Origin of the sequence: Streptomyces montanus (assembly GCF_005786655.1) — a bacterium.
GTDB lineage: Bacteria > Actinomycetota > Actinomycetes > Streptomycetales > Streptomycetaceae > Streptomyces > Streptomyces sporangiiformans.
Window position 1 is genome coordinate 105,878 of sequence record NZ_VBZC01000014.1, and the last position, 25,639, is coordinate 131,516.

The 25,639-nt window shown below is 68.2% G+C and carries 19 protein-coding genes and 1 pseudogene; 10 read left to right on the plus strand and 10 right to left on the minus strand.

The features are described 5' to 3' along the window. Nucleotides 1-61: 61 nt before the first annotated feature. The 3 genes from FE633_RS15160 (at nucleotide 62) to FE633_RS15170 (ending at nucleotide 2,091) form a co-directional block, all read left to right on the plus strand. A complete protein-coding gene (locus FE633_RS15160) occupies nucleotides 62-274 on the plus strand; it encodes a hypothetical protein (protein ID WP_138045651.1) in 213 nt (70 codons plus the stop codon). An 82-nt stretch (nucleotides 275-356) separates the two neighbouring features. Beyond that, on the plus strand, nucleotides 357-1,598 hold the full coding sequence (locus tag FE633_RS15165; RefSeq protein ID WP_138045652.1) for a SpoIIE family protein phosphatase: 1,242 nt from the start codon (nucleotides 357-359) through the stop codon (nucleotides 1,596-1,598). 94 nt (nucleotides 1,599-1,692) lie between these two features. Beyond that, nucleotides 1,693-2,091 carry a hypothetical protein gene (locus tag FE633_RS15170; protein ID WP_138045653.1) on the plus strand — a complete coding sequence of 133 codons (399 nt, stop codon included), beginning with the start codon at nucleotides 1,693-1,695 and terminating at the stop codon, nucleotides 2,089-2,091. A 165-nt stretch (nucleotides 2,092-2,256) separates the two neighbouring features. On the opposite strand, the gene FE633_RS15175 is transcribed toward FE633_RS15170, so the two are convergent. The 5 genes from FE633_RS15175 to FE633_RS15195 all read right to left on the minus strand — a co-directional run bounded on the left by FE633_RS15175 (nucleotide 2,257) and on the right by FE633_RS15195 (nucleotide 8,711). Then, complete coding sequence (locus FE633_RS15175; RefSeq protein ID WP_138045654.1) at nucleotides 2,257-3,087, minus strand: hypothetical protein; 831 nt, start codon at nucleotides 3,085-3,087, stop codon at nucleotides 2,257-2,259. A gap of 242 nt (nucleotides 3,088-3,329) precedes the next feature. After that, on the minus strand, nucleotides 3,330-4,301 hold the full coding sequence (locus tag FE633_RS15180) for an ABC transporter substrate-binding protein (RefSeq protein WP_138045655.1): 972 nt from the start codon (nucleotides 4,299-4,301) through the stop codon (nucleotides 3,330-3,332). A gap of 62 nt (nucleotides 4,302-4,363) precedes the next feature. Further along, a complete protein-coding gene (locus tag FE633_RS15185; RefSeq protein WP_138045656.1) occupies nucleotides 4,364-5,167 on the minus strand; it encodes a formylglycine-generating enzyme family protein in 804 nt (267 codons plus the stop codon). 83 nt (nucleotides 5,168-5,250) lie between these two features. Further along, nucleotides 5,251-7,611: an arylsulfatase gene (locus tag FE633_RS15190; protein WP_138045657.1), complete on the minus strand. Its 2,361-nt coding sequence runs from the start codon at nucleotides 7,609-7,611 to the stop codon at nucleotides 5,251-5,253. Nucleotides 7,612-7,829: 218 nt separating this feature from the next. Beyond that, nucleotides 7,830-8,711, minus strand: coding sequence for a LysR family transcriptional regulator (locus FE633_RS15195; protein ID WP_138045658.1), 882 nt, complete (start codon nucleotides 8,709-8,711; stop codon nucleotides 7,830-7,832). Nucleotides 8,712-8,971: 260 nt separating this feature from the next. Here FE633_RS15195 and FE633_RS15200 point away from each other — a divergent pair. Beyond that, nucleotides 8,972-9,146: pseudogene (locus FE633_RS15200) on the plus strand (YidH family protein); the annotation flags it as partial. 58 nt (nucleotides 9,147-9,204) lie between these two features. Here the strand turns inward: FE633_RS15200 and FE633_RS15205 are convergent. Then, nucleotides 9,205-11,493 (minus strand): MMPL family transporter, encoded by a 2,289-nt coding sequence (locus FE633_RS15205; protein ID WP_138045659.1) that lies wholly within the window; start codon nucleotides 11,491-11,493, stop codon nucleotides 9,205-9,207. A gap of 310 nt (nucleotides 11,494-11,803) precedes the next feature. Next, nucleotides 11,804-12,556: a DeoR/GlpR family DNA-binding transcription regulator gene (locus tag FE633_RS15210; RefSeq protein ID WP_138045660.1), complete on the minus strand. Its 753-nt coding sequence runs from the start codon at nucleotides 12,554-12,556 to the stop codon at nucleotides 11,804-11,806. Between the two features lie 305 nt (nucleotides 12,557-12,861). On the opposite strand from FE633_RS15210, the gene FE633_RS15215 reads away from it, so the two are divergent. Genes FE633_RS15215 through FE633_RS15225 form a run of 3 tightly spaced genes read left to right on the plus strand, consistent with a single transcriptional unit; the run spans nucleotide 12,862 to nucleotide 15,984 of the window. Then, nucleotides 12,862-14,139 (plus strand): ABC transporter substrate-binding protein, encoded by a 1,278-nt coding sequence (locus tag FE633_RS15215; RefSeq protein ID WP_138045661.1) that lies wholly within the window; start codon nucleotides 12,862-12,864, stop codon nucleotides 14,137-14,139. A gap of 1 nt (nucleotide 14,140) precedes the next feature. After that, the gene (locus FE633_RS15220) at nucleotides 14,141-15,139 is read left to right on the plus strand and encodes a carbohydrate ABC transporter permease (RefSeq protein ID WP_246113621.1); all 999 of its coding nucleotides are present in this window, start codon (nucleotides 14,141-14,143) and stop codon (nucleotides 15,137-15,139) included. A 59-nt stretch (nucleotides 15,140-15,198) separates the two neighbouring features. After that, nucleotides 15,199-15,984, plus strand: coding sequence for a carbohydrate ABC transporter permease (locus FE633_RS15225; protein ID WP_138045715.1), 786 nt, complete (start codon nucleotides 15,199-15,201; stop codon nucleotides 15,982-15,984). An 85-nt stretch (nucleotides 15,985-16,069) separates the two neighbouring features. Here FE633_RS15225 and FE633_RS15230 read toward each other — a convergent pair whose 3' ends face one another. Beyond that, the gene (locus tag FE633_RS15230; RefSeq protein ID WP_138045662.1) at nucleotides 16,070-17,455 is read right to left on the minus strand and encodes an FAD-binding oxidoreductase; all 1,386 of its coding nucleotides are present in this window, start codon (nucleotides 17,453-17,455) and stop codon (nucleotides 16,070-16,072) included. A gap of 152 nt (nucleotides 17,456-17,607) precedes the next feature. Continuing rightward, nucleotides 17,608-19,263, minus strand: coding sequence for a LuxR C-terminal-related transcriptional regulator (locus FE633_RS15235; protein ID WP_246113629.1), 1,656 nt, complete (start codon nucleotides 19,261-19,263; stop codon nucleotides 17,608-17,610). A 228-nt stretch (nucleotides 19,264-19,491) separates the two neighbouring features. Between FE633_RS15235 and polX the strand changes: the two genes are divergently transcribed. Beyond that, a complete protein-coding gene (polX, locus tag FE633_RS15240; RefSeq protein WP_138045664.1) occupies nucleotides 19,492-21,219 on the plus strand; it encodes a DNA polymerase/3'-5' exonuclease PolX in 1,728 nt (575 codons plus the stop codon). Nucleotides 21,220-21,268: 49 nt separating this feature from the next. Continuing rightward, nucleotides 21,269-22,027: a PP2C family protein-serine/threonine phosphatase gene (locus FE633_RS15245; protein ID WP_138045665.1), complete on the plus strand. Its 759-nt coding sequence runs from the start codon at nucleotides 21,269-21,271 to the stop codon at nucleotides 22,025-22,027. A gap of 72 nt (nucleotides 22,028-22,099) precedes the next feature. Here the strand turns inward: FE633_RS15245 and FE633_RS15250 are convergent, their stop codons facing one another. Then, nucleotides 22,100-24,412 (minus strand): FdhF/YdeP family oxidoreductase, encoded by a 2,313-nt coding sequence (locus FE633_RS15250; RefSeq protein ID WP_138045666.1) that lies wholly within the window; start codon nucleotides 24,410-24,412, stop codon nucleotides 22,100-22,102. Nucleotides 24,413-24,688: 276 nt separating this feature from the next. Here FE633_RS15250 and purU point away from each other — a divergent pair, with 276 nt between their 5' ends. Further along, on the plus strand, nucleotides 24,689-25,561 hold the full coding sequence (gene purU / locus FE633_RS15255) for a formyltetrahydrofolate deformylase (RefSeq protein ID WP_138045667.1): 873 nt from the start codon (nucleotides 24,689-24,691) through the stop codon (nucleotides 25,559-25,561). Nucleotides 25,562-25,639 lie beyond the last annotated feature (78 nt).

Genomic DNA, 25,639 nt, shown 5'->3' on the forward strand with positions numbered 1-25,639 from the left:
GCCCAGGCGGAGCTCAGGGCTCCGCGGCGCCGTGTTGCTCCTGCGGACCCGGGGGTGCGCAATGCGGGTAGAAATGGTGAAGCGGGCTGCCGATGTGCTGTTCGACGTGCCGGGCGATGCGCACCAAGAGATCATCTTGCTCATCGACGCGGTGTCCGAGATCCCGAAGCCACAGGCTCCGACCCTGGCCGCGGCCTTCAGTGACTCCTGCTGGCTCGTGTACACCGTCCGCGGTGACGTAGTGGAGATTCTGGACGTCGGGTGTGTCTGGTGACGCGGGATGCGTTAGGGAGACGCCGGGGCTCTGACGAACAGCCGAGGGACGTCGCCGAAAGCGGGGACGGGATCGGAGACGTGTGACGGCACCGCAGATCGACTACGAGGCGCTGTTCGCCGCCACCCCCAGCCCCTATCTGGTGCTGGGCCCCGACCTGGTGATCGTCGGCGTCAACGCGGCGTACTGCCGGGCGACCGCCCGCACTCGGGATGATCTGCTCGGGCAGTACCTCTTCGACGCCTTCCCCGACAATCCGGCGGACCCCGGGGCCGACGGGGTGCGCAACCTGAACGCTTCTCTGCACCGGGTCCTGCGCTCCAAGGAGCCGGACACGATGGCCATGCAGAAGTACGACATTCCCGTCGGTGACCGTCCCGGTGTCTTCGAGGAGCGGTGGTGGTCCCCCATCAACACCCCCGTGCTCGGGCCGGACGGGCAGGTGACATGGATCATCCACCGGGTGGAGGACGTGACCGCCTTCGTCCTCTCCCATCCGGCGCGAGCCAAGGACGGTGGGTGGCTCAGCAACCGGGAGGCGCTGGAGGCCGAACTGTACGCGCGGGCGAGCGAGCTCCAGCGGCTGAACGAGGAACTGCGCCAGGCTCATGACCGAGACCGCCAGGTCGCTGTCACCTTGCAGGAGGCGATGCTCCACTCACCCGATCTGGCCCGGCACCGGGACACCGCGGTGCGCTACCTGCCCGCCGCCGGGTCGCTGAACGTGTGCGGCGACTGGTACGACGTGGCCGACCTGCCCGACGGCGGATTCGCCGTCGCGGTCGGCGACGTCGTCGGTCATGGCCTGGAGGCCGCCGCCGTCATGGGCATGCTCCGCAGCGCGCTGTCCGCCGCCGTCCGGGCCGTCGAAGGCCCCGCCAAGGCCCTGGAGGTCCTGGGCCTGTACTCGCGTTCCGTGGAAGGTGCGCTGGCCACCACCGCGGTCCAAGCCGTCATCGACACCGACGCTCACCGCATCATCTACAGCAGCGCCGGACACCCACCCCCTGTCCTGGTCCGGCAGGACGGCACCTGCCATCTGCTCGACCAGGCCACCGATCCTCCGCTGGGTGCCCGCCTCCGCCACGTCCCCCGCCCCCAGGCCGACCTGCCCTACACCCCCGGCGACACCCTCGTGCTCTACACCGACGGCCTCATCGAACGCCGCGGCGAGGACATCGACGCCGGCCTCTACCGGCTCATCGACGCGCTCTCCCGGCATGCCTGCCTCAGCTCCGACCAACTGGCCGACACCCTGTTGGCCCGCCTCGGCGTCAGCGGCGGCGCCCGCGACGACATCGCCCTGATCGTGGTCCGGCTGTGACCGGCCGTCAGGTGACTGCGGCGGCGGCTGCGTCTGCTCCTGCGGCTGCGGCTGCGGCTGCGGCTGCGGCTGCGGCTGCGGCTACCATCGGCGAATGGCTCGCAGCGGAACCAAGGCGCGGCGTCTCGTGGTCGACGGGGAGACCTTCCTGTGGTCGTTGAGCCACACCCATCGCGCGCTGGGCGACGGCCGGTATGAGGACTGCTGCGAAACCCTCGTCCTGCGCCTGTTCAAAGCGCGCGGACGGCTCCGCATCGTCTTCCGGGCAGGCCACGGCAGATTGGTCCCGGATGGGTGTCTCATGCCTTCCGGGGCAGTCGGTACCGCGCTCGGAACAACTCTGAACCTGCACGAGCCGGGCACCGCCAGGGCCCTGCTCGACGCGGCTCTGGCCCACGGGTGGCGTCCCGACCATCCCGCGAGCGCAGAGATGGACGGCTGGACCCTCTTCGATGCGGTGGCCGCACGTCGTGGCCCGACTTCGCCCGGCTGATCGGCGATGTGGTCGGCGCCGTCCGCCGCCAGCCCAACACAGTGAGCGACGCCACCGCGGGCAAAGGGGCCGTTTAGGGCCATCGCACCGAGTTCGGGTGACAGGTGCGCTGCACGTTCCGCGCACCACGGTGCTCGCTCTGCACGATGCCCGCGCGGGCGGCGGCTACGTGGCGGCCTGTTCGGCCTCGCCGAAGCGGGCCAGCGCGAGCGCGCCGGTGATCGAGATCGCGAACCCGGCCGCCGCGAGCGGTGCCAGCCCGTGACGGGTCGAGTCGCCCAGCCAGACGATGCCGAACACCGCGGGCCAGACGGTCTGGCCGATGACCATCGCCGCCGTGGCGCCGGTGACCGAGCCGGACTGGAGGGCGTCGATCAGCAGCAGGTAGCCGGAGATCCCGGAGATGACCACGGCGTACGCCGCGGGTTCGATGAGGATTCCCGGCACGGTGAATCCAGGCAGCAACCGTGCCGCGATGGCCACCAGGCCGAAGCTGGCCCCCGCCATGCCGCCCAGCACGGCGGCGCGGTGGCGCACGCCGTCGGCGCGGGCACTCACCGCCCAGCCCACCAGCGCGAGCCCGACCGAGCCTGTCAGCACCGCCAGCCGCATCGTGTCGTCGCCGTCCCCACTCGCCTCCCGGCCCGCCGCGATCGCCATCAGCACGAGCCCGCAGCACACCCCGCCCACGGCCCCCCACTCCACCTGCCGCAGCCGGATGTGCAACACGCCCGCCGCGACGACCGCCGTGACCGCCAGGGATCCGGCGACCGCCGCTTCGACCAGGAAGAGCGGGACCGAGCGCAAAGAGAGCAGTTCGGCACCGAAGCCCAGTGTGTCGAGCCCGATCCCGACGAGGAACGGCCACTGCCACGTGGCCCGCACCGCCGCTCCCGGCCCTCCGGCGGTCACCGCTCGCGCGCCGAGCGCCTGAAATACGGTCGCCGTTCCCATGCAGACGGAGGCGCACAGTGCGAGCAGCAAGCCAAGTGCCATGACCGCACGTTAATGGGCTGACAACGTGTCAACAGTGAAGGCGACAGGGCGTGGCGTCGACCTTCCCAGTGGTGCGAGAGCGGCCGCCGCGCGTAAGTCCGCGTGGCGCTTCGCCCTCGGACTGTGGCCTCGGCGCCGGGTCGGCGATCTCACGGTCGAGTCACCCCTGGGGTATCTACGCCGCACTGCATAGAGACCCCACGGGTGATTCGGTAAGTGTCCTGGACGACTGTCGACCGGTACTATCCGAGCCAGGCCTTGACCTTGTCGGGGTTCGCCTCGACCCACTTCTTCGCCGCCTTTTCCGGTGTCATCTTGTCGAGCGCGATGTACTTGGCGACGGCGTTCTGGTCTTCGTTGGTCCACGTAAAGTTCTTCACCAGGTCGTACGCCGGGCTGCCGGATTTCGCGAACCGGGTGCTGACGATCTTGTCGAGGTCGAACACCGGATAGTCGCAGGCGACCTTCGCCGGGTCCGCGTTGCAGCCCTCCGTGTGCTTGGGCAGCTCGACGTGGACCAGCGGCACCTCCGAGAAGAACCATTGTGGTTCGTAGAAGTAGCCGATCACCCACTTCTTGTTCTTCTCGGCGTCCCGGAAGGCTTGGATCAGCGCGGTCTCGCTGCCCGCGTACACCACCTTGAAGTTCAGTTTCAGGTTCTTCACCAGGGACGCGTCGTTGGTCTGGTACGACGGGTCGCCGTCGAGGAGCTGGCCCTTGCTGCCCGACTCGGAGGTCTTGAAGTTCGAGGCGTACTTGTTGAGATTCTTCCAGTTGGTGATGTCCGGATACTTCTTCGCCATCCACGGGGGGATGTACCAGCCGATGATTCCCTTGTTGCCGGTCGGGCCGAGGTTGACGGCGGTCTTCTGCTCGGTGATGTATTTCTTTTTCAGGTCGTCGTGGCCCCAGTTCTCCAGGATGGCGTCGACCTCGCCCGTGTCGAACCCCTGCCAGCCGATCTCCGCCTTCAGGTCCTTCTTGACGACCTTGCAACCGAGTTCCTTCTCCGCGACGTACGCGATGACCGCCGCATCGGCCTCGTAGCCCACCCATGGGTTGACCGCGAGGTTGAAGGTGCCGCACTTGCCCGAACTGCCGTCCGCCGCGGCGGAGTCGTCGCCGACCTTCGCCCCACCGCAGGCGGTCAAGGTGAGACCGAGTACGGCCATCCCCGCCGCGCAGGGACGCCACCGTCTTGCTCGCTTTGCCATGGTCATGCTCCTTGTGCGCCGGGCGCATCGCGCCGTTGTACGAGTGATGGAGTCGAAAGGGGTCACGTCATGTCCAGAGCGCACCGGAACCCCACGTTGCCGGTTGCGGAGTCCGGGAAGAGGCCCTGCCGCGCGGCGACCCGGTAGCGGCGGCAGTAGGACGCGTGACACAGGTAGGAGCCGCCCTTGGCGACGCGCTGTTGTTCGTCGTGCGAGGGGGAGAAGCGGTCCTCGCACCATTCCCAGACGTTGCCGGTGGCATTGTGCAGGCCGAAGCCGTTGGGCTCGAAGGCGTCGACCGGACACGTGCCGTACCAGCCGTCGGCTGTCGGGTGCCGGTGGGGGAAGTCCCCCTGCCACACGTTCATCCGGGGACGGCCTCCCGGCTCGAACTCGTCGCCCCAGGGGAACACCTTCGCGTGCAGTCCCCCTCGGGCGGCGCGTTCCCATTCCGCCTCGGTGGGCAGGCGTTTGCCGGCCCAGGCGCAGTAGGCGCCGGCGTCGTCCCAGTCGACATGGACGACTGGATGATCCGCTCGGTCCTCCCAGGTGGAGTGCGGTCCGTCGGGATGGCGCCAATCGGCGCCCTCCACCTGTCGCCACCAGGGCGCGCCCACCACGCCCCGGGTCGGCGGGAAGTCGTCCGGGAGCAACCCGGCGAAGACGAACGACCAGCCGATCCGCTCGGCGGAGGTGCGGTACCCGGTATCGGCGACGAAGCGCGCGAACTGTGCGTTGGACACCGTGCAGGCGTCCAACCAGAACGCGTCGACGTACGCCGTCCGCACCGGGCCTTCCCCGTCGGCCGGGTAGGCGAGCGCGTCCTCGCTGCCCATGAGGAACTCGCCGGCGGGGACGGCCACCATGCCCTCGAGCGTTGCCCGGCGGACGGCGGACGGTCGGAGCGCCGCCCTGTCCGCGGCCCGGCCGCCTGACGGCGTGCAGCAGCTCACTGGGCCCCCATGACTCGTCGGTGCCGTCCGCCGTCGAACTCGGACGATTCGGTGCTCTGGGCGTCCAGGTCGATGCGCACCGTATGAATCGTCCCGGTGAACTCGTTGTCGAGGACGGGATAGTCGTCGGTCACCGGTGTACTCAGGTCCACCCCGACGTCGAGTGTCTCGTCGAAGGAGAAGTAGTACGGGATGGTCCGCTCGACCCGTCCGGACGCGTGCTTCTCACCGTCCACCAGGAGCACGGCGGTCCCGCCCTTGCCGAGTCCTCCGCCGTCGTAGTCGAACTCGAGCCGGATCTCGTGCCGTCCCGGTGCCAGGGGCTCGCCGCCGGGCACGGTGTACAGGCTCATGCCGAAGTAGTTGTAGGCGTAGGCCGGCTTGCCCTCGGTGAGGTACAGGGTCCAGCCGCCGAATCGGCCGCCCTGCGCGATGATCACGCCCTTGGCCGCTGTCTCCGGCAGGTCGACGTCGGCCGTGATGCTGTGCGAGCGGTTCTTGACGTTGAGTGTGGTCTCCTCGGTGAACCTCCGCATTCCCGCGCGGTAGGTGATGGACGTCCGGTCGCCGACCAGATCGATGCGGCCGGCCACGGCGGGGTTCTCCCGCTCGGTGACCCGGTCGTCCAGGGGGAAGACCTGGTACTTCGCTGCCTCGATCAGGAACAGGTCCTGCAACTGGCGCAACTTCTCGGGGTGTTCGGCGGCGAGGTCGTGCGCCTGGCTCCAGTCGTGGTTCACGTCGTAGAGCTCCCAGACGTCGTCGGCGAACCTCCGGTCCTTGTCCGGCACCATCTCCCAGGGGATGCCGTGCCGGGTGACCGCCATCCAGCCGTCGTGGTAGACGCCCCGGTTGCCGCACATCTCGAAGTACTGGGTACGGCGATGTTCGGACGCCTGGGGGTCGGCGAGCGTCCGCTGCATGCTCGTCCCCTCGATGGGCTGCTGCGTCACGCCGTCCACGCTGAACGGCGCCGGGACTCCCACGCAGTCCAGGATCGTCGGCAGTACGTCGATCACATGGGAGAACTGGTGACGGAGCCCTCCGCGCTCGGGGACCCCTCGCGGCCAGTGCAAGATCATGCCGTCCCGGGTGCCGCCGAAGTGCGAGGCCACCTGCTTGGTCCACTGGTAGGGAGTGTTCAGCGCCAGCGCCCATCCCGCCGGGGCGATCGGGTAACTCAGCGGGCCGCCGATCTCGTCGAGGTGGTCGATCATCTCGTCCGGGTCGTCCACCACGCCGTGCCCCAGCCGGTGCTCGACGATCGTCCCTTCGATGCCGCCCTCGCCCGAGGCGCCGTTGTCACCCAGGATGTAGATGAAGAGAGTGTTGTCCAGCTCGCCGAGACTCTCCAGCGCGTCGACGAACCTGCCGACCTGCACGTCGGCGTGTTCGGTGAACCCGGCGAACGTCTCCATGAACCTGGCGGCCAACTGACGCTGGTTGTCGGTGAGTTCGTCCCAGTGGGGAACGCCCTCGGCCCAGGGCGCGAGTTCCGTCTCGGGGGGTACGACGCCGAAGTCCTTCTGGCGCTCCAGGGTCAGTTCGCGCTGCCGGTCCCAGCCGTGGTCGAACCGTCCGCGGTACTTCTCCTGCCATTCGCGGCCGACGTGCAGCGGCGCGTGCGCGGCACCCAGCGCCAGGTAGGTGAAGAACGGCCGGTCCGGAGTCAGCGTGCGCTGGGTGCGCACCCAGTCGATGGCGCGGTCGACGAGGTCCTCGGACAGGTGGTAGCCGTCCTCGGGCCGGCGGTCCGGCTCGATGGGGGTGGTGCCCTGGTACAGCAGCGGATACCAGTGGTTCATCTCGGCACCCATGAACCCGTAGAAGGTGTCGAACCCCTCCCCGGTCGGCCAGCGGTCGAACGGCCCGACCGCGCTGATCTCCCGTGGCGGGGTCTGGTGCCACTTGCCGAAGGCGGCCGTGCTGTAGCCGTTACCCTGCAGGATCTGCGCCATGGTCGCCGCGCTGCGCGGCCGGAACCCGTTGTACCCGGGGGCCGCGGTGGTCATCTCGGTGGTGCCGCCCATGCCGACCGAGTGGTGGTTGCGCCCGGTCAGCAGTGCCTGCCGGGTCGGCGAGCACAGGGCCGTCACGTGAAAGCGGGTGTAGCGCAGCCCGTTGTCTGCGAGTCGTTCCGCGGCCGGCATCTCGCACGGTCCGCCGAAGGCGCTGGAGGTGCCGAACCCGAGGTCGTCGACGAGCACGATCACCACGTTCGGTGCGCCCTCGGGCGGAGGGACCGGGCCGATGGGGGTGAAGGGGGTCTCCTGGTCGTGGACGTCCATCGCGGTGCTCAGCGGCCGACGCGTGTCGGGCCGGGGAAGTATGTGCCGTCCGGCGTCGAACTCAGTCATGTATTTCTCCGATTCGGTGCCCGGCGGGAAATGTCACACCCTCGTGTCGGCCGAATTACCGGCATAATGCAGCTGGACTTCAGCAGCCGCGGAATGCCCCCTGCCTGCGATGCAGTCAAAGTGTCAGTCGTCGCCGAGCCGGTCAACAAGGCGCCTTGAATTGTCGTGAACCGGTTTTGAATGAAGGCAATAGAAAGCTTCTATACCTGCAGTGGGCGTCAGTCCCGGGCAGGTGAGGACGCCAGGTCCACGAACGCCTGGGCGGCGGGCGACAGCGGGCCCGACCGCCAGACCAGCCGGCCGTGGCGCACCAGCCGAGGGCGGTTGGACAGCATCCGCGCCCCACGCAGCGCGGCGTCCCGGGCCATGGAGGCGGGCAGCAAGGAGGCACCGACGCCGGAGAGAATCAGCGGCACGATCATCGCGCGGTGCGCGGTCTCCACCACGATCCTCGGGGCGACGCCCAGCGCGGTGCACACGTCGTCCACCGCCGCCCGGGTCTCGGTGCCCGGCGGTGTCACGATCATGTCCAGCGCGGCCAGTTCACTCGAGGTGATCGTGTCGCCTGCCGGATGCGGGTGGTCAGCGGGCAGCACGACATGCATCTCCTGCTCCGGCAGGTCGATCCCGCGCAGGTCCCCCGTGGTCACCGAGGCGTCCACCAGGCCGAGTTCGCACTGCCCGGCCGCGACCATGTGCGCCACGGCAGGTCCCCGCTCCGGGTCGACCACGCGCACGGAGACCTTCGGATGCGCGCGATGGAAGCGTCCCAGCATGTCGGCCAAGGGGTCGACCGAAAGGGTCGTCTGCGAAACGATGTCGAGTCTGCCGCCGCTGAGGCCCAGGACCTCCCGGACCAGGGAACTGGCCGTGGACAGGTCTCGCAGGACCTGCTGGGCCGGCCGGACCAGCGCCTCACCGGCCGCGGTGAGGGCGACACCGTGCGGGAGACGGTGAAACAGTTTTCCGCCGAATTCGCGTTCCAGGGACCGGATCGCGTGCGACAGCGAGGGCTGGGCGACATGGAGCGCAATGGCCGCGGCTGTAAATCCGCCGTGCTCGACGACCGCGATGAAATATTCCAGCTGGCGTCGTTCCATCGGGTCTCCGTCAGGTCTCCGTGCATCCCGGGGCCACCGCACGCCCCGGTCGGGCGAGTGACGGGAACAGTGTCACCCGGTCCAGCCGCGTCGGTGCACCTTGCCCCGCGGTCTGCACTCCAGGAGGCTGCGCCGCGTTCATCAGGTGCCGGCCATGAAGACGCCGGATCGGACCCGCCGACCGGGCCACCGGCTCGTCGGCGCAGCACGTGCGAGTTGGCCGACGCCCAGCCTGCGGGCGATCTGGGCGTTGCCGGTTCGTGCCGGAGGAGATCCAGGAGGAGGGCGGGACACCCGACTACCGGTTCTCGTTGGCGAACGAGCGGAACCTTTCTGGCCTGGCTTCGCACCGCCCTCGCCCTCATCGGCGGCGGCTTCGTGGTGGACCAGTTCCTGCCGGACCTGAGCTGGGGCTGGCGCGTCGGACTCGTCGTGCTGTTCAGGTGGGAAGGGTGACCAGTCTCCGCCAGGCCGCCGAGCGGGATCCAAAACCTCAGTCACCGACCGGAGACCTCACCGTCGCTCGCCTCTCCTCCCCCTCCCTTTCCCCCTCCGTGTCGATGTGCGGCATGATCTTGTCGAGCCAGTGTGGCGTCCACCAGGCGTGTCGTCCCAGCAGTGTCATCACCGCCGGAACCAGAAGGAGGCGCACGACTGTCGCGTCGATCAGCACGCTCACGGCCAGGCCCAGTCCGAGCATCTTGACCACGATGTTGTCGCTGACGATGAACGCGGCGAAGACGCTCACCATGATCAGGGCGGCGCAAGTGATCACGCGCGCGGTGATCTCCAGGGCATGCGCGACGCTCGCCTTCGCGTCTCCTGTGCGCAGCCAGGCCTCACGGACCCGCGACAGCAGGAAGATCTCGTAGTCCATGCTCAGCCCGAAGATGATGGCGAACATCATCATCGGTACATAGCTCTCGATGGGCACCTTCCCGTTCACCCCCAGCGCGGGCCCGCCCCAACCCCACTGGAAGACGGCGACGACGACACCGTACGAGGCCGCGATCGACACGACGTTCAGGACGGCCGCCTTGACGGCGATCAGCACACCGCGGAAGACCATCAGGATGATGAGGAAGGCCAGAGCGACCACGACACCGATGATCAGCGGGAGACGGGCGGCGACGATGTCCCGGAAGTCGACCTGAGCGGCCGTCGTTCCGGTGACGTAGCCCTTGGCGTCGGTGCCCGACACCGCCTGCGGCAGGGTGTCGTCCACCAGGCGGTTCGTCAGATCGGTGGTGTCCGCGCTCTGTGGGGACTCTTGGGAGAACACCGTGCCCACCAGCACGTCTCCGTCCTTGGTGGGGGTCAGCGCAGTGGTCGTGGCCGCACCGGGCACGTCGGTGAGTGCCTTCTGCGCCTGGGACGCCAGGGCGGAGCGCTGGTCGGACGGCACCGAGGTCTGGTCGATGACGACGGTCAGCGGGCCGTTGGATCCGGGGCCGAAGGTCTCCGCCATGATGTCGTAGGCCCGTCTGTCCGTGAACGACTCCGGGTCCGCGCCGTCGCCGATGTGGCCGAGTTGGATCGAGAACAACGGAATGGCGAGCACGAACACCACGGCGGCCCCACCGGCCAGGAACCACCACGGACGCCGCTCCACTCGCTGGGCGTAGCGATGCCATGTGCCCTGGGCGGGTGCACCCTCGGCCGCGTCCGTCTCCGCGACGGGGCGGCGCACGTGGTAGCGGTCGATGTGCCTGCCGATGAGCCCGAGCAGGGCGGGGACAAGAGTCAGAGCACCGGCGACGGCCGAGATGACCGTCACGGCGGCGGCCAGTCCCAGCTTGGCGATGAAACTGACTCCGGAGACGCTCAGGCCGGCGAGTGCGATGATCACCGTGCAGCCCGAGACGAGCACGGCTCGGCCACTCGTGGAGGTGGCCCGCCCCGCCGCCCGTACCGGGTCGGCACCGTCGAGGAGGTTCTGCCGGTGACGCGTGATCAGGAACAGCGCGTAGTCGATACCTACGCCCAGTCCGATCATGGTGGCCAGCGTCGGTGACACCGTGGCGAAGGTGAAGGCCGCGGCCAGCAGCCCCAGGCACGCCAGGCCTCCGACCACGCTGATCAACGCGGTCAGCAAGGGGATGCCCGCCGCGATCACACTGCCGAAGCCCACGAGGAGGACCACGATCGCCACCCCGAAGCCGATCAGCTCGCTGATCCGGTCGTCCGGCTTCGGCCTGGCGAGTTCACCGAGCGGACCGCCGTACTCGACGTCGACGCCGGCCGCCCGCAGCGGCTGCACGGAGCTGTCCACGCCGTCCAGATACGAGTCGCCCAGGGTCGACGGCTGTACGTCGAAGCGGACGGTGATGTAGCCGGTTTTACCGTCGGCGGACAGCGGACCCACGTTCTGCTGCTGCGACTGGCCCGAGGACGGCTGCGATGGCGTCGATGTCAGGGGGTTCTGCGCCGACAGCACGTGCGCCAGCTTCTGCAGGTCGGTGATCGTCTCGTTCATCTGCGAGGTCGACGACGTCAGCGGCTTGTCCGTGTCACGGAGCACGATCTGGCTGCTGTAGCCGCCGGCCGCCGGATCGTGTCGTTCGAGGACCTCCAGGCCCTGCTGCGACTGAGTACCGGACAGCGTGAAGTTGTCCGAGTAGTCACCGCCGAAATTGCGGTTCAGCACTTCCAGCGCGGCCAGGACGATCAGCCAGGCCACGATGACGATCACGAAGTGACGGGCGCACCACTCCCCCATTCGGCGCAGCCTCCCGCGCGTGGCCCGGCCGGCGACTGCGTCGGCGGACCGGGTTACGTGCATGGGCTGCTCCCTCGGCAGACACGTGCGGCTCACTCATTGAACGTCGGAGTGATCACCACGGCATGCGGAGCGCGTCCGGACGTACGACGGCAGGCCTCCGGCAGCCCGCGTCCCGCATCCGGCGCCCTTGCGGATGGCCTCAGCCGGTCGGAGTCGTCAAAAGTCTGCAGGTAATGCGAAGGAGATAGTCGTCACACGTGTAAAAAGTGGCAACTTTCTGCAACTTCGTGCACGCATGCGATCGACCTTGACCAGCGGTGTCTCACCGCGGGGTGCGCGCCGCGTCGGGAGCGCCGGCATTCGCCCTCTCTCACACCTCGATGACCTCGGCTCCGGCCGCCCGCAGCGCGGTACGGGTCGTCTCGTCCGTGGGCGCGTTGGTCACCACCATGTCGAGGCTGTCGGGCCCGCACACCCGGGCCATACCGGTGCCGGGGAACTTCCCGGCGTCCGCCATCAGGACCACCTGGTCACTGGCGGCGATCATGGCGCGTTTCACCGGCACTTCCACGGACGTCGTGTCCAGGACCTGCCCGTCCGGGCGGATGCCGCTGGTACTCAGGAACAGCCGGTCGGCGTGGATCTGCCGGAGGTTGTCCTCGGTGAGGAAGCCGACCAGGGAGCGGTAGTCCCGGCGGACGGCTCCGCCCAGCATCACCAGCTCGATACCCGGGTCGTCCACGAGTTCCTCGTACACGGCGAGATTGCTGGTGACCACGGTGAGGGAGCGCCCGCGCAGGCGCCGCGCCAGCCGGTGTGCCGTGGTGCCGATGTCGAGCAGAAGAATCTCACCGTCCCTGACCAGGTCGGCGCACTTGTCCGCGAGGGCGTCCTTGGCCGCCGCCCGTACGGTCGACACCTGCGTGAAGGGTTCGTCACTGCCCTCGGTCGGCATCGCGCCGCCGTGGATCCGTCTCAGGAGGCCCTCGTCCTCCAGTTGCGCGAGGTCGCGGCGTATCGTCGCCTGACTCACGCCCAGCTTCTCGGTGAGGGCGACGACGGCGGTCGGGCCGTCCGCACGCAGCGCCCGCAAGATCAACTCATGCCGACGATCGGGGCGCATACCAGTCACTCCACCCTCCAAGTTCAATCAAACTCGCGCAGGCTAGCGATTAAGTCTTGCCAGACCTATGCATAGGGTGCAAGCTCTTGCGTACTTCGAGCAGATGCAATCACTGCTCCTGGTACTTCCGAGCAAAAGGCAGCATGCTGCCCTTCCCCGTCGGCGCTCCGTGGTCCCTCCCCTCGGACACCGACGCCCCGCCCTACCCGCGCACGGCCGGTGCCCGGGCGACACGCCCGCGGTCATCGATCACGTCGAACAGGCACGTCGAACAAGCAGCACGTCGAACACGTAGGAGAGCGAAAGTGGATCTGTCCCGTAGACGGTTCGTCCAGACGGCTCTGCTCGCCGCGGCGGGCGCCGGGGTCACCGCCGCGTGCGGCGGCGGCTCGGACAGCGGCGGTACGAAGAACGGCAAGAACCTCACCTTGTGGTACTGGGGCGGTGGCCTCAGCGACAAGGTCGTGGCAGACGCCAAGAAGCACTTCACCGACGTGACGCTGAAGTCCTCGGTCATCGGTGGCACCTTCAAGCAGAAGCTGCTCACGACGATGAACGGCGGCAGCTTCGTGCCGGACATCACCGGGATCAAGGGCGAGGACATCGCCTCCTTCCTGCCCAACGCCAACCGGTTCATCGACCTCAACACCCTGGGTGCCGACAAGATCGCCTCCCAGTACCTCGAGTGGAAGCTGAAGCAGGGACAGACCCAGGACGGCAAGCAGATCGGCTTCCCCATCGACATCGGCCCGACCGCGATGTTCTACCGGGAGGACATGTTCGCCAAGGCCGGACTGCCCACGGACCCCGCCAAGGTGGCCGAGGAGATATCCACCTGGGAGGACTACTTCGCGATCGGCGCCGAGATCCAGAAGGCGTACCCCAAGTCGTTCCTGATCAACAACATGACGGCCGTCTTCGACATGGCCATGGGGCAGCAGGGCAAGCGCATGGTCGACGAGGACAACAAGTTCATCGGCGATCAGGACCACATTCGCAAGGCCTGGGACCTCGCCGCGCGCGTCTACGAACTCGGCGTCGACGCGAAGATCAACGACGAGAGCCTGAAGGCCGCCGTGGCCGACGGCACGGTGGCCACCCAGCTGGGCGCCGCGTGGATGGCGCTCGACATCAAGGACATGGCACCGAAGACAAGTGGCAAATGGCGGGTCGCTCCGTTGCCGGGCGGCCCTTCCAACCAGGGCGGATCGTTCCTGGCCCTGCCCAAGGAATGCCGGAACCCGGAAGCCGCCTTCAAGGTCATCAAGTGGCTGCTCAGCCCGGAGAACGAGGCCCGTGGCTTCACGGACGCCGCCCTCTTCCCGGCCTGCCCGGCCGCCTACAAGCTGCCCGCCCTGACCGGCGGCGACCCGTTCTTCGGTGGACAGAAGACGATCGAGGTCTTCGGCCCGGCGGCCGAGAAGGTGCCGGCCTTCTACGAGGCTCCGACGAACGCGGCCGTGGCCGTGCCCTACTACAACGAACTGACCAACATCGAGTCAAAGGGCAAGAAGCCGGACGACGCATGGAAGGACGCCGTCAGCCAGGCCAAGCAGATAGCCAAGCAGCAAGGTGTGAGCTGACGTGGTGGCTCCCCCCACGACTGGACCCGCCGCGGCGTCCGACGTGCCCCGGAGGCACGGCCGGACCGACCGGAACACCGGACGGCCCGAACGGCGCCGGGGGCTGCGGCGGCTTCTGTCCTTCTGGCCTCAGTACGCGGCGGTGTCGCCGTTCTTCCTGCTGTTCCTGGCCTTCCTCTTCTTCCCGATGGTCTATTCGCTGTATCTGGCGTTCCAGCGCTGGGACGGCATCGGTGTAAAGACCTTCGTCGGGTTCGACCAGTTCCGCTTCCTGCTCGACGACCCCACCTTCTGGCTGGCGCTGCGGAACACCCTGGTGATCTGGGTGATGGCCACGTTCCCGATGCTGTTCATGGCGTTGGCGCTGGCCGCGATGCTGAACTCCACGCGCCGGCTGACCGGTTTCTACCGCGTCGCCTACTTCGTGCCGAACGTCACCTCGGTCGTCGCCGTCTCCATCTTCTTCTTCTCGGCTTTCAGCGACCATTACGGCGTCGTCAACGCGGCTCTGCAGGCGATAAACCTGCCGGAGGTCCCGTGGCTGAACAACGAGTGGACCATCAAAGCGGTCATCGCGATGCTGATGACCTGGCAGTGGACCGGCTACAACATGATCATTTACCTGGCCGGTCTGCAGGCGATCCCCACGGAAGTCTACGAGGCCGCCAAGATCGACGGTGCGGGACCGGTCCGGACCTTCTTCTCCATCACGGTTCCGATGATGCGCCCGATCATCCTGTTCACCCTGATCATCTCAACCGTCAACGGTCTGCAGAGCTTCACCGAGCCCCAGGTCCTCTTCGGCAGCAACGCGGCCAACAATCCGAATTCCGGCGGGCCCGGCCAAGCGGGTCTGACCACGCTGCTGTACTTCTACCACCAGGCTTTCGACAACAACAATTTCGGTTACGCGGCCGCGATCGTGTGGGCCTTCTTCCTGGTCATCCTGTTGTTCGTGATCATCAACTGGCGAGTCGTCCAGCGAGGGAGGAAGGTGTGAAGTCATCCGGCGGCCGTCGGGCCGTGAAAACCAGAGGGCTTCTCGTCCATGCGATCCTGATGCTCGGAGTCCTCGTCTCGATGTTCCCGTTCTACTGGACCATCGTGATGGCGACCAATACGTCGCAGGACATCTCCAAGTACCCGCCGAAGCTCACCTTCGGGTCCCATCTGTTCGAGAACATCGATCGCTTGCTGAACAGCATTGACTTCTTCGGGTCGATGTTCAACACCGTCATCGTGGCGGTGAGTACCACGCTGCTCGTGGTGTTCCTCGACTCACTGGCGGCATTTGCCTTTGCCAAATACGAATTCCCCGGCAGACGCGTGCTCTTCGGGATGCTGCTCGGCATTTTCATGCTGCCGCTCCAGCTCGCGATCATCCCGCAGTACCTCATCATGTCGGAACTGGGTTGGCTGGGCTCGCTCAAGGCCGTCATCGTCCCGGCGACGGCGAATGCCTTCGGGATCTTCTGGATGCGCCAGTACATGATCGGCGCCATTCACGATGAACTCCTCGACGCCGCCCGCATGGACGGCTGCGGCTTCTTCCGGCAGTACTGGCACGTGGGGTTGCCAGTCGTCCGGCCGGGAATCGCCTTCCTCGCGATCTACACCTTCGTCACCGCGTGGAACGACTATGTCTGGCCCCTCGTGGCCCTGGTCAACCCCGACAAGGTGACCTTGCAGGTCGCCCTCTCCCAGCTCAATGTCTCGCACGGCCGACAGGACTACGCCATGGTGATGGCCGGCGTACTGCTCGCCGTACTGCCGCTGGTGCTGGTGTTCTCCCTGTTCGCCCGCAGCTTCATCGCCGACGCCTCAAAGGGGGCGGTGCGCGAGTGAACGACCGGTCGAGGGCCTGATCCCCGCTGTCTGCCGGGCGGTTGTCCACAGCCGCCCGGCAGCTGTCGGCGTCCCTCGACGACGTTCATGGAGCGATGTTGTGGTTGAGCCGGAACAGGTTCCCGGGGTCGTAGCGGCGTTTGATGTCCCGCAAACGGGCGTAGTTTCCGCGGTAGTTGGCCCGCACGCGGTGCTGGTCGTCGCCGTCCATGAAGTTCACGTAGCCGCCCTGTGCGGAGTGCGGCTGGAGGGCCGAGAAGAAGCCGCGTACCCAGTCCTTCTGGGCTTCGCAGTCCTGGCGGGTGGTGAGGGTGGGACTGAGCGCGGTCGAGAAATCGGTGTCCCGGTAAGAGAAGGCGGTGTCTTCAGGGCCGACCCTGTGGCAGGCGCCGTCGATGGGAAACACCACGGTCACGCTCTGGAGGGACGGGGTCGTGGCACCGTAGTCCACGTAGGCGTCGATGGCACCGTCCGGCAGCCCATGGCTGAAGGTGCCCTTCCAGTAGTGGTAGAGCCCCGCGGGCACCAGTTCGTCGAAGAGGGTGTTGATCAGCGGATAGGGCATGCGCCCCACGTGCTGACCCACCACCGGGCCCAGGCCGGCGAGACGCGCTCGGATCTCGTCGTCCTGATCCTCGGGGCCGGTCCAGCACGTGACCACTCCGCAGATCGGCCGCCCGTGCCAGCGCTCGGGCAGGAACGGGAGCGGCGGGCCGAGGCCGACGACGAGTATGGCGCCGAGCTTCTCGTCGGAGTCGGCGATCAGCTCGCGGTAGCGGCGGATCACGTCGCCGTCGAGCGGGTAGAACGTCGGCCCGCCCAGGATGTCGGCCACCGGATGCAGCCGGTACGCGAAGGACGTGACGACTCCGAAGTTCCCGCCGCCACCGCGCACCGCCCACATCAGGTCGGCGTTTTGCTCCTCCGTACAGGTCAGGAAGGAGCCGTCGGCCGTCACCAGGTCCACCGAGACAAGGTTGTCGCAGGCCAGACCGCAGCGGCGATCCAGGTACCCCATCCCTCCGCCGGTGGTCAGCCCGCCGACGCCGGTGGTGGAGACGATTCCTCCCGTGGTGGCCAGACCGAAGGTGTACGTGGCGTGGTTGACGTCGGCCCAGGTGCAGCCGCCCTCGACCCATGCCGTACGCGCGTCGGGGGCGACACGGATCCCGCGCATCCGCCCGAGGTCGAGTACGACACCGTCGTCGCAGGTCCCGTATCCGGGGACGCTGTGGCTGCCACCGCGTACCGCGAGCGGCAGCCGCTGCTCACGGGCGAAGTCGACCGTGGCGATGACGTCGCCCGCGTCGGTGGCCCGGACGATGACCGTCGGCCGCTTGTCGTGCATGGCGTTGTAGACCTTGCGGGCCTCGTCGTAGTCCGGGTCGCCGGGTTCGACGATGTCGCCGCGTACGGCACGACGCAGCCGCTTCAGCAGTTGTTCGTCCATGACAGGTGTGTAGGTGGTCATGACCGCCACCGGCTTTCCGCTGCGTCGGGGAACGGGTTACACCACCGGTGTACGCGCGGGGGCGGGCCGCGCTCATCGCCCGAACGGCCCACCCGCGCCGGATCGGGCATGGGCAGAACAGCCCATGCCCGATCCGGCACGGGTCCATCGGGTCACGCGAGGCCGTGCGTGTACGCGTACGCCGTCGCCGCGGCCCGTGAGGACACGTCGAGCTTGGCGAAGATGTTGTTGAGATGCCGGGCGACCGTGTGCTCGCTGATCACCAGTTCCGCGGCGATGGACCGGTTCGTGCAGCCGGCGGCGACCAGCCGCAGCACCTGGATCTCGCGCTCGGTGAGCCCGCCGGGCCGGCGGTGACGCGCGCTGTCGAGGAGCGCTGCCGCCCGGCGTGCGTCCGGCGCCGCGCCCAGCCGTCCGAAGGCCTCGCGCGCGGCCCGCAGCTCCATCCGGGCGCCCTCGTCGTCGCCCGCGGCACGGTCGGCGGCGGCCAGGGTCATGCGGACCTGGGCGGCCTCGTACGGGACTGCCAGTTCCAGCCACAGCGCCAGGGCCCGGTGCAGCAGGCGGAGCGCCCGGTCGAGGTCACGGGCGGCGAACGCCACCGCACCGCCCGCCGACGCCGCAGTCGCGTGCACCATGGTCGTCTCGGATGCGCGCCGCCGCTGCCAGTCGCGGGCCAGAGCGTCCAGCTCGTCTACCGCCGTGCCGGCCTGGTCGAGCCGACCGAGGGCGAGCGAGATCTCGGCCTGGGCCGCGAGCAGGCGGCAGCGCCCGAGGCAACCGGCCCCGCCGTCCGCCCCCGCACCGCCCTCCTCGCTCGCGAGGGCCAGCCGCAGTGCGGCGACCGAGGCCTCGGCCTTCCCTTGAGCCAGACGCAGCAGGGCGAGGCCGGGCTGCGGGTCACGGCCGAGTTCATGCGCTTGTTCGTACGCCGCCTCGGCCGCGGCCAGGTCGCCGCGCCGCCGCTGGATGTCCCCCATCACGTAGAAGGCCTCGGCAGCCATCCGTCCCTCGTAGGGCAGCAGTTCCTCGCAGGTGCGAGCGGCCTCGGTCATGGCCCGGGGCCAGTTGCCGCGTAGTTCCAGTACCTCCACCCGGTGCACCCGGCACAGCCCCCGGAAGTTGTTCTCCGCCGGCATCGCAGCGCACCACCTCATGGCCACGTCGGTCCATTCGGAGGCGCGTTCCAGGTCGGCGAAGGCCATGCTTCGCTGGAGGCCCAGGCAGTAGATCCACCCGGTGAAGAAGGAGCTGAGCTCACCCGCCATTGCTGAGCACATCGCGTCGTCGAGAAGCTCAAGTCCTTCGGCGACCCGTCCCTGAGCCAACAGGACGCCCGCCTGTGCCTGGATGCTCATGGCGTAGAGGTCCGGGCTGCCGCATCGCCGGGCGATGTCGGCCATGCGCCGGGCCGAAGCCATCGCCTCGTCGAACCCGCCCCGCTGCTGCGCCTCCTCCGTGTCCATCCACGCGAGATAGCACTGTTCGGCGCACTCGGGCTCGTCGCGGAGGTGCTGTCGCGCCCGGCGCAGCCAGCCGGCGGCCGCCGCCGTGCGTCCGGCCAGCTGGTGCTCGTAGAAGAGCATCCAGGCGCAGTATCCGGCCTTCCGGGCGGCGCCCGCCGCCGCATAACCGGCGTACGCCCTCATCCGCGCGGCGATCGACTCCTCGATGCGACTCGTCCACCACGCGGCATCGGCGAACGCGGCGAAGTCGTCCGGGGCGAGCTGGGCCGGATCCAGGCCGTTCAGGATTCTGTACGCGTCGGCCCACGCCTCTCGTGCGACGGCATCCCTGGCCTGTCGCACGGTCTGCGCGGTCGTGCCGACGACTGCCTGTCCCGTTGCCGGGCCGAGCCGCTGCCCGGTGTCCCTGGTCTGGTCAGCCACACGCGGCTCCCTTCTCGCTCTCCGCGAGCCGGACCGCCCAGAACCAGGATAGGCAGGACGGGGGCCACCGCCCCAGTTCAGCGTCCCTGCGGCCGAGCAACGCGCGTAACTGGCATATCGGGCACCTCCGTTCCTAGACTGGCAACTGTGGCCCGGCCGAACGAAGAGGTCGAGGCGCTCCTTCAGGAGTACGCCGACCTCATCGCGATCACCCGTGGCGATGCGATCAAGGCGCGCGCCTACGAGAAGGCCGCACGTGCCATCGGCGGCTACCCTTCCGATGTCTCCCACCTGGACGTCAAGGGTTTGCGGGACATTCCGGGCGTGGGGAAATCGATCGCCGAGAAGGTGACCGAGTACTTCCGCACCGGCAGGGTCTCGGCGGTGGAGGAGACGCGGTCGCGGATTCCCGCGGGAGTGCGCGAGCTGATCACGATTCCGACGCTCGGCCCCAAGAAGGCGATGACGCTCTACCAGGATCTGCACATCTCCTCGATCGATGAGCTGGCCGATGCCATCCACGCCGAGAAACTGCGCGATCTACGGGGCTTCGGCGAGAAGACCGAGGAGAACATCCTGCACGGCATCGCGCTGATGCAGCAGGCGGGCGATCGGATCCTGCTGAACGTCGCCATGGACACGGCCGAGGACATCGTGGCCGAGCTCTCCCGGACGAGCGGCTGCGAGCGCTGTGCCTACGCCGGCTCGCTGCGCCGTATGAAGGAGACCATCGGTGACATCGACGTCCTCGTCGCGGCGGACCGGTCGGCCCCGTTCATGGCCGCGCTCACCGGACTGCCCCTGACCGCCGAGGTCATCGCGCACGGCGGGAAGAAGACCTCGATCCGCACCACCAAGGGTCTCCAGGTCGACCTACGGGTGGTACCGCCCGACTCCTGGGGCGCCGGCCTGCAGTACTTCAGCGGTTCGAAGGCGCACAACATCCGCACCCGCACCATCGCCGTCCGCCGGGGCCTCAAGCTCTCCGAGTACGGCTTGTTCGACGCGGAGAGCGGGCAGCAGATCGCCTCCCGCTCCGAGGAAGAGGTGTACGCAAGGCTCGATCTGCCGTGGATCCCGCCCACGCTGCGCGAGGACCGCGGGGAGATCGAGGCCGGAATCAAGGGAGAGCTGCCCGCCCTGGTGACCGAGCGGGACATCCGCGGTGACCTGCACACCCATACCGATCTCACCGATGGCCTCGCCCCGCTCGAGGAGATGGTGCGAGCGGCCGCCGCACGCGGTTACGCGTACTACGCCATCACCGACCACGCCCCCAACCTGTACATGCAGCAGATGACCGACGCGAAGATCCTGGCCCAGCGCGAGCGGGTACGGGAGCTGGACGGAAAGCATCGCCGGATGCGGCTGCTGCACGGCACCGAACTCAACATCGATCCGGATGGGGAGGTGGACTGGCCCCAGGACTTCCTCGAAGGCTTCGACATCTGCGTGGCCTCGGTCCACTCGCACTTCAATCTGAGCCGGAAGGAGATGACCCGGCGGCTGGTGCGCGCCTGCGAGAACCCCCACGTGAACGTCATCGGCCACCCCACCACGCGTCTGATCGGCAAACGGCAGGGCATCGACGCGGACTGGGACGAGGTGTTCGCCGTGTGTGCGCGGACCGGCACCGCGCTGGAGGTCAACGCCCAGCCCGACCGCCTGGACCTGTGCGACGAGGACATTCTGAGCGCCAAGCGGTACGGCGTGAAGTTCGCCATCGACACCGATGCCCACTCCACCGTCACCCTCGCGCATCTGCGCTACGGGGTCGGGACGGCGCAACGTGGATGGCTCACCAAGGACGACGTGATCAACACCTGGCCGTTGCAGCGGCTGCGCCGGTTCCTGCGCAAGGAGCGCACGACATGAGGGCGTGCGCACGGCATGGTGCGTCGGCGGGGAAAGGCGGTGGCCTTCGATGTCGTACGTCTCTGTGAGCGCGTTGAGTCATCCGGGGCTGATCCGCGACCGGAACGAGGACAGCCTTGTCGTCGGGCCGTGGACCTTGCCCTGCACCGTGACCGAGAATCCGCAGACACTGGTGTTCCCGCTCGGTACACCACTCGTCGTCGCGGTCGCCGACGGCATGGGCGGGCATCCCGGCGGCGAGGTCGCCAGCGCCCTGGTCACCCACCGGCTCGCGACGACGGGACCGGTCCTGAGCAGCGAGGACGCCGTCCGCGATGCGCTGCACACCTGCAACCGCGAGGTGTACGAAGCGGGGGGCGTCCGTGGCGACCAGCTCATCACCATGGGCACCACCGTCGCGGGCGTGGTCGTGCTGTCCGCATCGCTGCTGTCGTTCAACGTGGGCGACAGCCGGGTCCTCGCCTCCGCTCAGGACGGGCTGCACCAGGTGAGCGTGGACGACAACCCGCCGCTCGCACCCGGACAGCGCACCACCTCCCTGCTGACGCAATCGCTCGGCGGCTCCGTGGGGTACCGCGAAGTCACCCCCCATCTGACGACCTCGCCCCTGGTACACGGCGACCGGTATCTCATCTGCTCCGACGGCCTGACCGACCCGCTGGAGAGCGACGTCCTCGAGGGCCTGCTGCGGGAGTACGACGACGGCCGGGCCGCGTTCGAACTGTGGAAGGCCGCCATCGCGGCAGGCGGCCCCGACAACATCACGCTCGCGATCGTCGACATCCACCTCGACGACGAGCGGGACTAGGGCGGGAACCACTCTCGCTCTCCCGGTCGAGGAGCCGCATGGGCCACGACCATCGACTGGCGCGAGAAGGACTCATGGGCTCGTGGGCATCCCGGCAGCCGGTTCCAGCCGGACCACGATGGACTTGGAGGTGGGGGTGTTGCTGATGGCTGCCGTGGAGTCCAGGGGCACCAGGACGTTGGTCTCCGGGAAGTACGCCGCGCAGCAGCCGCGGGGCGTCGGGAAGGCAACCGTGCGGAAGCCGGGCGCCCTCCGCTCCACCCCGTCCTCGTACTCACTGACGATGTCGACGAGGTCGCCGTCGGCCAGACCGCGGGCGTCGAGGTCGTCCCGGTGCGCGAACAGCACCCGGCGTCCCTGGTGTATGCCGCGATAGCGGTCGTCCAGTCCGTAGATGGTCGTGTTGTACTGGTCGTGCGAACGCAGCGTCTGGAGCAGCAGCCGGCCTTCCGGTACGCGCAGGATCTCCAGTGGGTTCACGGTGAAGTTGGCCCGGCCGGTGGCGGTGGTGAAGCGGCGCTCGTCGCGGGGCGGGTGGGGCAGTGCGAAGCCACCCGGTTGCCGCACCCGGTCGTTGAATTCCTCGAAGCCGGGGATCACACGTGCGATGCGGTCGCGGATGCGGTCGTAGTCGGCCTCGAAGTCCTCCCAGGGCACCTGGGGGTCGTGGGCCCCGAGGGCGGCCCGGGCCATCCTGCAGATGATCGCCACCTCGCTGAGGAGGTCATCGGAGGCGGGGGCGAGCCGTCCTCGCGAGAGGTGCACCATGCCCATGGAGTCCTCCACCGTCACCGGTTGGGGCCCCGAGGGCCGGAGATCGGCCTCGGTGCGGCCCAGGCAGGGCAGGATGAGTGCCTGTTCTCCGGTGACCGCGTGTGACCGGTTGAGCTTGGTGGAGATCTGCACGGTGAGTCGGCAGCCGCGCAGCGCCCGCTCCGTCAACTCCGTGTCGGGGGCGGCGGCGACGAAGTTGCCGCCCAGTCCCACGAAGACCTTCACTCGGCCGTCGCGCATGGCACGGATGGTCTCGACCGCGTCGTGCCCATGGTGACGTGGCGGTTCGAAACCGAATTCGGCGCCGAGTGCGTCGAGGAAGTCCTCGCCCGGCTTCTCGTGGATGCCCATCGTCCTGTCGCCCTGCACGTTGGAGTGGCCGCGCACCGGGCACAGCCCGGCGCCGGGACGGCCGATGTTGCCGCGCAGAAGGAGGAAGTTGACGACCTCCCGGATGGTCGGGACGGAATGGCGGTGCTGGGTGAGTCCCATCGCCCAGCACACGACGATCTTCTCGGCGGCGAGCACCTCTCGGAACGCGGCCTTGATCTCCTGCTCGGACAGGCCCGTGGCCTCCAGTACGTCCTCCCAGGCGGTCTTTCGGGCGAGCTCGGTGAACTCCTCGAAGCCGTGCGTGTGCGAGGTGATGAAGGAGGCGTCGAGGACAGTGCCGGGTGCGTCGTCCTCCGCTTCCAGCAGCAGCCGGTTGAAGGCCTGGAACAACGCCTGGTCGCCGCCCAGCCTGATCTGCAGGAAGAGGTCGGCCAGCTGTGTGCCGCCGCCGACCATGCCGGACGGCCGCTGGGGGTTCTTGAACCGGAGCAGGCCGGCCTCGGGGAGCGGGTTGACCGCGATGACACGGGCGCCGCGCTGCTTGGCCCGCTCCAGCGCGGAAAGCATCCGCGGGTGGTTGGTGCCGGGGTTCTGGCCGACGACAAGGATCAGGTCGGCCTCGTAGAGGTCCTCCAGGCTGACGCTGCCCTTGCCGATGCCGATCGTCTCGACCAGGGCCGAACCACTCGACTCGTGGCACATGTTGGAGCAGTCCGGCAGGTTGTTCGTGCCCAGCAGCCGGACGAACAGCTGGTAGACGAAGGCGGCCTCGTTGCTCGCCCGGCCGGAGGTGTAGAAGGCGGCCTGGTCGGGGTGGTCCAGGGCGGCGAGCTCCCGGGCGACAACGGCGAACGCGTCCTCCCACGAGATCGCGCGGTAGTGCTCACTGCCCGCCGCGCGGTACATGGGATGGGTGAGGCGCCCTTGCTGTCCGAGCCAGTAGTCGCTGCGGCCGGCGAGCTCCTCCAATCCGTGCTCGGCGAAGAACTCCGGGGTCACCCGACGCAGGGTGGCCTCCTCCGCCACGGCCTTGGCACCGTTCTCGCAGAACTCCGCACGATGCCGGTGTTCCGGTTCGGGCCATGCGCAGCCCGGACAGTCGAAGCCCTCCTTCTGGTTGACCCGGAGCAGGGTGAGCAGGCTACGACGCGCGCCCATCTGGGTGCCCGCGTGGCGCAGCGAGGAGGTGACCGCCGGAATTCCGGCGGCGTAGTCCTTCCGTGGGCCCACCCGCAGTCGGGCGTCGCCGGGATCCTCAGCAGGTGCTTTGCGGGTCATCGATCGCGCTCCGCGGTGTGTGGGAATCGGTGGAAGCCGACCCGCCGCTGGGCTCCACAGACCACGCCGCACCAAGCGTCGCTGCCCGGGCGGCGGTGACACAGCCGCGGGGGATGTTTCTCATTGCGCCGATAGTTTCCCATAACGCAACATGACAAAGGAAGCCCGCCTGGCGACCCCCTGTCAAGACAGAACCCTTGACCGGACCCTTTCCCCCCTTGCACCATGTTGCGTATCACTCGCACTGTTGCTTATTACGCACCGCTGGAGGATGCCGTGCCACCTCGCCCCCGCCCCGGCCGCGAGTTCGTCCTCACCCTCTCCTGCCCCGACCAGGCCGGCTTGGTCCATGCCGTCAGCGGCTTCCTTGTCGCCCACTCCGGGAACATCCTGGAAAGCCAGCAGTTCGACGACCGCCTGCAGGGTCGTTTCTTCATGCGCGTGCACTTCGACGTCGCCGACCCGGAGACATCACTGGAGCACCTGCGCGCCGATTTCGCCCCGGTGGCCGAGGCCTACCGGATCGACTGGCGGCTGCACGACGCGGCCGCCCCCACGCGCACCCTGATCATGGTCTCCAAGTACGGCCACTGTCTGAACGACCTGCTGTTCCGCAAGAGCACCGGCGCTCTCAACATCGAGATCCCGGCGATCGTCTCCAACCACCGGGACTTCGAGTCGCTCGCACGCAGCCAGGGCATCCCCTTCCACCACATCCCCGTCACGCCGCACTCCAAGGCGGAGGCGGAGGCGGAACTGCTGGAGCTGGTGGAGCGGTTCGAGATCGACCTCGTGGTCCTCGCCCGCTATATGCAGATCCTCTCGGACGACCTGTGCAAGCGGCTCGAGGGCCGGGCCATCAACATCCACCACTCCTTCCTCCCCAGCTTCAAGGGAGCCCGCCCCTACCTCCAGGCCCACCAACGAGGAGTCAAGCTGGTCGGAGCCACGGCCCACTACGTCACTCCCGACCTGGACGAGGGACCCATCATCGAGCAGGACGTCGTCCGCGTGGACCACTCCCACGATCCCGACCAACTGGTCACCCTGGGCCGGGACGTCGAGGCCCGGGCACTGGCACGGGCCGTGCAGTGGCACAGCGAGAGCCGCATCCTGCTCAACGGCCAGCACACCGTGGTCTTCCGCTGAGGATCCCGTCCCCGCGTCACGTCGCGTCACGTCACGTCACGTCACGTCGAGACTCCGCGAGGTTCGCCGGTGCCGCGC

Bases quoted from the DNA above. Each gene is read 5' to 3' on its own strand.
- FE633_RS15160 (WP_138045651.1), top strand. From the start codon at position 62: ATGCGGGTAGAAATGGTGAAGCGGGCTGCCGATGTGCTGTTCGACGTG.
- FE633_RS15170 (WP_138045653.1), top strand. From the start codon at position 1,693: ATGGCTCGCAGCGGAACCAAGGCGCGGCGTCTCGTGGTCGACGGGGAG.
- FE633_RS15175 (WP_138045654.1), bottom strand. From the start codon at position 3,087: ATGGCACTTGGCTTGCTGCTCGCACTGTGCGCCTCCGTCTGCATGGGA.
- FE633_RS15180 (WP_138045655.1), bottom strand. From the start codon at position 4,301: ATGGCAAAGCGAGCAAGACGGTGGCGTCCCTGCGCGGCGGGGATGGCC.
- FE633_RS15185 (WP_138045656.1), bottom strand. From the start codon at position 5,167: ATGGTGGCCGTCCCCGCCGGCGAGTTCCTCATGGGCAGCGAGGACGCG.
- FE633_RS15190 (WP_138045657.1), bottom strand. From the start codon at position 7,611: ATGACTGAGTTCGACGCCGGACGGCACATACTTCCCCGGCCCGACACG.
- FE633_RS15195 (WP_138045658.1), bottom strand. From the start codon at position 8,711: ATGGAACGACGCCAGCTGGAATATTTCATCGCGGTCGTCGAGCACGGC.
- FE633_RS15205 (WP_138045659.1), bottom strand. From the start codon at position 11,493: ATGCACGTAACCCGGTCCGCCGACGCAGTCGCCGGCCGGGCCACGCGC.
- FE633_RS15210 (WP_138045660.1), bottom strand. From the start codon at position 12,556: ATGCGCCCCGATCGTCGGCATGAGTTGATCTTGCGGGCGCTGCGTGCG.
- FE633_RS15225 (WP_138045715.1), top strand. From the start codon at position 15,199: ATGCTCGGAGTCCTCGTCTCGATGTTCCCGTTCTACTGGACCATCGTG.
- FE633_RS15230 (WP_138045662.1), bottom strand. From the start codon at position 17,455: ATGACCACCTACACACCTGTCATGGACGAACAACTGCTGAAGCGGCTG.
- FE633_RS15245 (WP_138045665.1), top strand. From the start codon at position 21,269: ATGTCGTACGTCTCTGTGAGCGCGTTGAGTCATCCGGGGCTGATCCGC.
- FE633_RS15250 (WP_138045666.1), bottom strand. From the start codon at position 24,412: ATGACCCGCAAAGCACCTGCTGAGGATCCCGGCGACGCCCGACTGCGG.